The organism is Streptomyces sp. NPDC002265 (assembly GCF_040296125.1).
Taxonomy (GTDB): Bacteria; Actinomycetota; Actinomycetes; order Streptomycetales; family Streptomycetaceae; genus Streptomyces.
The window spans coordinates 1-6,759 of record NZ_JBEOWS010000443.1; the positions used below are offsets into that span (position 1 = coordinate 1).

At 73.2% G+C, this 6,759-nt stretch carries 8 protein-coding genes; 4 read left to right on the forward strand and 4 right to left on the reverse strand.

Annotated features, from left to right (window positions below):
- Positions 1–36: 36 nt before the first annotated feature.
- Complete coding sequence (locus ABT085_RS41910) at positions 37–969, reverse strand: SDR family oxidoreductase (RefSeq protein ID WP_351621029.1); 933 nt, start codon at positions 967–969, stop codon at positions 37–39.
- Between the two features lie 85 nt (positions 970–1,054).
- On the opposite strand from ABT085_RS41910, the gene ABT085_RS41915 reads away from it, so the two are divergent.
- Together ABT085_RS41915 and ABT085_RS41920 are read left to right on the forward strand one after the other, a co-directional pair.
- Positions 1,055–1,633 (forward strand): TetR/AcrR family transcriptional regulator, encoded by a 579-nt coding sequence (locus tag ABT085_RS41915; RefSeq protein ID WP_351621032.1) that lies wholly within the window; start codon positions 1,055–1,057, stop codon positions 1,631–1,633.
- 93 nt (positions 1,634–1,726) lie between these two features.
- On the forward strand, positions 1,727–2,482 hold the full coding sequence (locus ABT085_RS41920) for a GntR family transcriptional regulator (protein WP_351621035.1): 756 nt from the start codon (positions 1,727–1,729) through the stop codon (positions 2,480–2,482).
- A 93-nt stretch (positions 2,483–2,575) separates the two neighbouring features.
- Here the strand turns inward: ABT085_RS41920 and ABT085_RS41925 are convergent, their stop codons facing one another.
- The 3 genes from ABT085_RS41925 to ABT085_RS41935 are packed head-to-tail and all read right to left on the reverse strand — an operon-like array spanning position 2,576 to position 5,162.
- Positions 2,576–3,262, reverse strand: a complete 687-nt coding sequence (locus ABT085_RS41925) for a 3-oxoacid CoA-transferase subunit B (protein WP_351621038.1) — start codon at positions 3,260–3,262, stop codon at positions 2,576–2,578.
- Entirely contained in the window at positions 3,259–3,954 is a 696-nt protein-coding gene (locus ABT085_RS41930) for a 3-oxoacid CoA-transferase subunit A (protein WP_351621041.1), read from the reverse strand. The genes ABT085_RS41925 and ABT085_RS41930 overlap by 4 nt, the downstream gene beginning before the upstream one ends.
- Positions 3,951–5,162, reverse strand: coding sequence for a thiolase family protein (locus ABT085_RS41935; RefSeq protein WP_351621056.1), 1,212 nt, complete (start codon positions 5,160–5,162; stop codon positions 3,951–3,953). Before ABT085_RS41935 ends, ABT085_RS41930 begins: the two co-directional genes overlap by 4 nt.
- Before the next feature lie 70 nt (positions 5,163–5,232).
- Between ABT085_RS41935 and ABT085_RS41940 the strand changes: the two genes are divergently transcribed.
- Positions 5,233–6,144 (forward strand): LysR substrate-binding domain-containing protein, encoded by a 912-nt coding sequence (locus tag ABT085_RS41940; RefSeq protein WP_351621059.1) that lies wholly within the window; start codon positions 5,233–5,235, stop codon positions 6,142–6,144.
- A gap of 199 nt (positions 6,145–6,343) precedes the next feature.
- Positions 6,344–6,759, forward strand: a 416-nt coding sequence (locus ABT085_RS41945; protein ID WP_351621062.1) for an FAD-dependent oxidoreductase, incomplete at its 3' end; no start/stop codon positions are given.

Consider the following 6,759-nt stretch of genomic DNA (forward strand, 5'->3'; position numbering starts at 1 on the left):
GCCGGCAGGCGGCCGGACCGCCCCGGGCGGGGAGGGTCAGGCCGTGGCGGTGGTGTCCGTGGCGGCGTGGAAGTAGTGGCCCTTGTCGAGGTCCTCGAGAAGGGCGGGGTGGGTCGGCCGCCAGTCGAGCAGCTCCCGGGTCAGGGCGTTCGAGGCCGGAACATCCATGCCGAGGAAGGCACCGAGCCAGGTGAAGTGCCCGGCCGCGTCCTCCGGGGCCACCGAGACGGTCGGCACGCCGAGGTGGCGGCCGATCACCTCGGCGACGTCGCGGATCGCGACACCCTCCTCCGCGACCCCGTGCAGCACCGAGCCGGCCGGGGCCCGCTCGACCGCGAGGCGGAACAGCCGTGCGGCGTCGAGGCGGTGGACGGCCGGCCAGCGGTTGGCGCCGTCGCCGAGGTAGCCGGAGACGCCCTTGGCGCGGGCGATGGCGACCAGGGTCGCCATGAAGCCGTTGTCCCCCTCGCCATGACAGGTCGGAGACAGCCGCACCACGGACGCGCGCACCCCGCGCGAGGCGAGTTCGAGCGTCGCGAGCGCGGTGACCGCCCGCATCGAGACCGGACCGCCCTCGGTCGCGGGCACATCGCGCTCGGTCGCCGCGCGCCCCGGCGCGAGACCGGCCAGCCCGGAGGCGAGGACGAACGGGCGGTCGGTGCCGGCGAGCGCGTCACCGAAGACGTCGACGGCGCGCCGGTCGGCCTCGGCGGCGCCCGCGAAGTCGCCGCTGAAGGCGATGTCGTGCTTGAAGGCGAGGTGGACCACCCCGTCCGAGGCGAGGGCCGCGTCCCGCAGGACGTCGAGGTCGTCGATGGTGCCGCGGACCACCTCGGCACCGGCCGCGGCGAGCGCGGCCGCCGAGGCGTCGGAACGGGCGAGGCCGACGACCCGGTGCCCCTCGCCGATGAGTTCGGGAACGAGGGCCGAGCCGATCCAGCCGGACGCGCCGGTCACGAAGATACGCATGGGAAGCACCCCAGACCGTTGATGTCAGTTGCTGTCATCAAAGCTAACACTGATGTCAGTCGCTGTCATCGCGTAGAATCCGGCCATGGGTAGATGGGAGCCGGACGCGCGCGGACGCCTGGCCAAGGCCGCGTTGGAGCTCTACGGCGAGCGCGGCTACGAACAGACGACGGTGGCCGAGATCGCCAGGCGCGCCAGGCTCACCGAGCGCACCTTCTTCCGGCACTACGCCGACAAGCGCGAGGTGCTGTTCGGTGGCGGCCCTCCCTCGTTGCAGGACCTGTTCGTACGGGCGATCGTCGAGGCCCCGCCGGCCACCACGCCGATCGACGCGCTGGCGCTGGGACTGGACGCGGCCAGCGAGATGTTCGTCGACCGCCGCGACTTCGCCCGCAAGCGCCAGGCCGTGATCACCGCGAACGCGGAACTCCAGGAGCGCGAACTGATCAAACTCGCCTCGCTGTCGGCTGCGCTCGCCGACGCCCTGCGCGCACGCGGCGTCCCGGAGCCCGCCGCGAGCCTGACCGCCGAGGCAGGTGTCGCCGTCTTCAAGGTCGGCTTCGAGCGCTGGGTCTCGCCGGGCGAGCAGCGCGAGATGGCGCCGCTGATGAGGGAGTCGCTGGACGCGCTCAAGGCCGTGACCGCGGGCGGCCGGGCCTCCTGACCGGGCCGGGCCGAACCCTCGTACCGCCGCCCCTCGCCGGCCCGGTGCGCGGGCGCCGCCGAGCCGGGTCCGCGCGTCTGCGACGATCTCTGCGTGGACTACCCGAACGACCAGGCCCCCGGCGCCCCCGTCCGCTCCGGTATTCCGGAGCATGGGCGCATTCCGAAGTACTACGCGGTCAAGGCGGAGATCGCCGTGCTCGTCGACGAACTCGGCGAGGGCAATCTCATCCCCACCGAGCGCGATCTCTCCGAGCGGTACGACGTCGCCCGCGAGACCGTCCGGCAGGCCCTGCGCGAACTGGTGCTGGAGGGGAAACTGCGCCGGCAGGGCCGGGGAACCGTGGTCGCGGGGCCCAAACTGGAGCAGCCGCTGTCGCTGGCCAGCTACACCGAAGGCGTACGGCGCCAAGGGCGCACCCCCGGCCGTACGCTCGTCGGCCTGGACCGCTTCCCCTGCCCCGACGTGCTCGCCGCCGAGACCGGGCTGACCCGGGGCGAGCCCGTCTGGCATCTGGAGCGTGTGCTGCTGGCCGACGACGAACGGGTCGGCCTGGAGAGCACGTACGTCGCCGTGGCCCGCGCGCCCCGCCTCGACAGCGACTTCGAGCCCGACTCCTCCTTCTACGCCTACCTCCACGACCAGGGCATCGGGTTCGGCGACGCGGACGAGCGCATCGAGACCGTGCTGGCCACCCCGCGCGAGGCGCTGCTGATCGGCACCCCGCCCGCGCTGCCGATGCTGCTGATCCACCGTGTGTCACGGGACACCCGGGGGCGCCCGCTGGAGCGGGTGCGCAGCCTCTACCGCGGGGACCGGTTCTCCTTCACGGCCCATCTGAAGGAATGAGTCCAGGGCCGGGGCAGAGCCAGAGCCCGCCCGGCCCGGCCGCGCCGACCGCGCCGACCGGGCGGCCGGGTCCAGGACGGGTCCCGGCCGCCGTCACCCGTGCGGCGGGACGATCCCGTCGAGCCGTGCGGCCAGGTCGGCCGCCGTGCTCCCCCACGTCTCCCGCAGGCGCGCACCGTCCGGCGTGATGTCGAAGGTGGCGTGGTCGGTGTAGACCCGGCCGACGCAGCGCAGGCCGGTCAGCGGGTAGGTGCAGGACGGGACGAGTTTGGGCGCGCCGGTCTTGGTGAAGAGCGTCATCATCACGAGGACCTGCTTCGCGCCGATGGCGAGGTCCATGGCACCGCCGACGGCGGGGATGTCGTCGGGCCTGCCGGTGTGCCAGTTGGCGAGGTCGCCGTCGACGCTCACCTGGAAGGCGCCGAGCACACAGACGTCGAGATGACCGCCGCGCATCATCGCGAAGGAGTCGGCGTGGTGGAAGTACGCCGCCCCCGGCAGTTCGGTGACCGGCACCTTGCCCGCGTTGGTGAGGTCCGGGTCGATCTCGTCGCCGACGGCGGCCGGGCCCATGTTGAGCATGCCGTTCTCGGTGTGCAGGACGACCCCGCGGTCCGCCGGCAGATGGTCGGCGATCCTGGTGGGCTGCCCGATGCCGAGGTTGACGTAGGAGCCCTCGGGAATGTCCCGGGCGATGACGGCGGCGAGTTCGTCCAGGGACAGCGGTCCGCGGTCGAGGTGCTCGGCCACTGCGGTCGTGGCGGGTGTCGAGGTGCTCATCGTGCCCCCTGGACGGTGTAGTGGCGGGACTCGGCCCGGACGATCCGGTCGACGTAGATGGACGGCGTGACGACGCTCTCCGGATCGATCTCCCCGACCGCGACGACCTCGTCGACCTGCACGATCGTGGCGGTGGCGGCGGTGGCCATGACGGGCCCGAAGTTGCGGGCGGTCCTGCGGTAGACCAGGTTGCCCATCAGGTCCGACCGGTGCGCGGAGATGAGCGCGTAGTCGCCCTTGATCGGGTACTCCAGCACATGGGTGCGGCCGTCGATGACACGGGTCTCCTTGCCCTCGGCCAGCGGCGTGCCGACGCCGGTCGGGCAGAAGAACGCGCCGATGCCCGCGCCGGCCGCGCGCATCCGCTCCGCCAGGTTGCCCTGCGGCACGACCTCCAGCTCGATCTTCCCGGCCCGGTAGAGCCCGTCGAAGACATACGAGTCGGACTGCCGCGGGAACGAGCAGACGACCTTCCGTACCCGGCCGGCCTTGAGCAGCGCGGCGAGGCCGACCTCGCCGTTGCCCGCGTTGTTGGACACCACCGTGAGGTCCTTCGCCCCCTGGCGGATGAGGGCGTCGACGAGGTCGAAGGGCATACCGGCGAAGCCGAAGCCGCCGACCAGGACGGTGGAGCCGTCCTCGATGCCCGCGACCGCCTCGTCGCAGGTCTCCAGTACCCGTGCGCGGCTCATGCCCCGGCCTCCGTGTTCCGCGTGGTGTCCAGGTTCTCGAGGACGACGGCCAGGCCGAGGCCCACGCCGATACAGATCGCCGCGACGCCGTACCGCTCGCCGCGCTCGCGCAGCACCGCGGCGAGGGAGCCCAGGACGCGGCCGCCGGAGGCGCCCAGCGGGTGCCCGAGCGCGATCGCGCCGCCCTTCTGGTTGACCAGTTCGGGGTCGCGCAGCCCGTCCTTCAGCCAGGCGTCGACACAGGCCAGCGACTGCACGGCGAACGCCTCGTTGAGCTCCACCGCGCCGACCTGGTCCCAGCCGATGCCCGCCCGGCGCAGCGCCTGGGCGGCCGCCGCGACCGGGGCGTAGCCGAAGTCCTGCGGGTCGACTCCGCTCGCGCCGCGGCCGGCGATCCGGGCGAGCGGCTCGCGGCCGATCGGGCCGGCGGCCTCCGCGCTGCCGAGCAGGACCGCCGAGGCGCCGTCCGACAGCGGCGAGGAGTTGCCTGCGGTGATCGTGCCCTCGGGGCGGAACGACGGCTTGAGCCCGGCGAGCACCTGCGGCGTCGTCGCGGGCCGGATGCCCTCGTCGCGGGCCAGCCCCTCGACCGGTGTGACGAGGCCGTCGTAGAAGCCGCTCTCCCAGGCCTGGTGGGCGAGGCGGTGCGAGCGGGCCGCGAACACGTCCTGGCGCTCGCGGCTGATGCCGAACCGCTCCTGGAGCTGCTCGTTGCACTCGCCGAGCGAGACGGTCCACTCCTTGGGCATGCGTGGGTTGACCAGCCGCCAGCCGAGCGTGGTCGAGACCGCGGTCACATCCCCCGCGGGGAAGCCCCTGGCGGGTTTGGGCAGCACCCAGGGCGCCCGGGTCATCGACTCCACGCCGCCGACCAGGACGATGTCGGCGTCGCCGGTCTCGATGGCGCGTGAGCCGATGAGGGCGGCGTCGAGCGAGGAGCCGCACAGCCGGTTGACGGTCGTGCCCGGCACGCTGGTGGGCAGGCCCGCCAGCAGCGCGGCCATCCGGCCGACGTTGCGGTTATCCTCCCCGGCGCCGTTGGCGTTGCCCCATACGACCTCGTCGACCGCTGCCGGGTCGAGGTCGGGGGTCCGGGCGAGGAGACCGGTGATCGCGGTGGCGGCCAGGTCGTCGGGGCGTATGCCGGCCAGCGCGCCGTTGAACTTTCCGAACGGCGTGCGGGTCGCGGCGTAGAGGTATGCACTCACGTTGCCAAGGTAGGCGCGGCTGTCGATAGGGTGAAGTATCAATATGGCGAGCGATTGAGATGTATGCGATATGGATCTTCGCCACCTGCGGTACTACGTCGCGGTCGCCGAGGAGCGCCATTTCGGCCGGGCCGCCGAGCGGCTGCACATGGCGCAGCCTCCGCTGTCGCAGGCGATCCGCCGGCTGGAGACCGAGCTCGGGGTCCAGTTGCTGGAGCGCACCACCCGCCGGGTGGACCTCACCGAGGCCGGCCGCGCCTACCTGGAGCGCGCGCGGGCGATCCTGGCGGAGGTCGACGAGGCGGCCGACCTGGCCCGCCGGGTCGCCGCCGGTGTCGTGGGCCGCCTCGCGATCGGCTGCGTGGGGTCGGCGACGTACAGCCTGCTGCCCACGCTCTCCCGGCACCTGGCCGCGGAGCTGCCCGGGGTCGACTTCTCCTTCCGCGGCGAGATGCTCGCGCCGGACCAGGCGGAGGGCCTGCGCACGGGTGCCATCGATGTCGCCCTGCTGCGCCCGCCGGCCGCGGACCCCTCGCTCGTCGTACGCCTGCTGCGCCGCGACCGGCTGGTGGTGGCCCTGCCGGCCGACCACGCCCTCGCGGGGCGGCCGCAGGTGCGGGCCGCGGACCTCGCGGGCACCGACCTGATCGTGCACTCGGCGGACCGCCGCTCCGTGATGTACGACGTCGTCCTGCGGGTGCTGCGCGACGCCGGGGTCGAACCCCGGATCCGGCACGAGGTCGGGGAGACCTCGACGCTGATCACCCTGGTGGCGGGCGGGCTCGGGGCGGCCGTCGCACCCGAGCCGGTGACGGCGCTGACACTGCCCGGCGTGGTCTATCTGCCGCTGGTCCAGCCGGCCACCACCGTCGAGCTGGCCGTCGCGCACCGCGCCGACCGGTCCGAACCGCATCTGCTGCGGACCGTCGAGGTGATCCGGCAGCTCTTCCCGTCCACGGCCGGCACCGGGCCGACCGGCTGACGAGACCGAGGCACGGCGCCGGCGCCCGGGTCCCGCGCCCCGGGCGCCGTCGTCGTTCCCGGACCTCGTGATCGTCCGTCGCCGGAGCCCGCAATTATCACGGAACGATAACGGGTCTAGCCCAATAGTGATGCCTCGTTCACGCTCTCGTTGGGAACCGGACCTTTCCGGTTCCCCGACCGGGAGGAGCGTGAGCGACGTGAGAGTGACAGTCGTCGGAGGCGGCGTGGTCGGCACCATGCACGCCTGGCAAGCAGTTCAGCGCGGCCATGAGGTCGTACAGATCGAACGAGAGAAGGAGGCCCGGGGCGCATCGCTGCGCAACTTCGGTCAGATCTGGGTCAGTGGCAGAGCCGGTGGCGAGGAGCTCGACACCGCCCTGCGCGCACGGGAGCTGTGGGAGCAGATCGGTGCCCGCGTGCCCGCCCTGGGCTTCCGGCCCAACGGCTCCCTGACCCCCGTCCGGGGAGATCTCGAACTCGCCGTCGCCGAGGCCGCGGTGGCCCGCGCGGACGCCGCCGCCCGCGGCTACGGCTCGCGGGCGGAGTGGCATGCCAAGTCCCGCCGCCTGCACGCCCTGCAAGACCGGCTGGCGAAGGCGGAAGCGGACCGGGC

What these genes read in the sequence shown, in the direction of transcription:
- ABT085_RS41925 (WP_351621038.1), bottom strand. Translation starts at nt 3,262, where the DNA reads ATGAGCACCTCGACACCCGCCACGACCGCAGTGGCCGAGCACCTCGAC.
- ABT085_RS41910 (WP_351621029.1), bottom strand. Translation starts at nt 969, where the DNA reads ATGCGTATCTTCGTGACCGGCGCGTCCGGCTGGATCGGCTCGGCCCTC.
- ABT085_RS41930 (WP_351621041.1), bottom strand. Translation starts at nt 3,954, where the DNA reads ATGAGCCGCGCACGGGTACTGGAGACCTGCGACGAGGCGGTCGCGGGC.
- ABT085_RS41915 (WP_351621032.1), top strand. Translation starts at nt 1,055, where the DNA reads ATGGGTAGATGGGAGCCGGACGCGCGCGGACGCCTGGCCAAGGCCGCG.
- ABT085_RS41940 (WP_351621059.1), top strand. Translation starts at nt 5,233, where the DNA reads ATGGATCTTCGCCACCTGCGGTACTACGTCGCGGTCGCCGAGGAGCGC.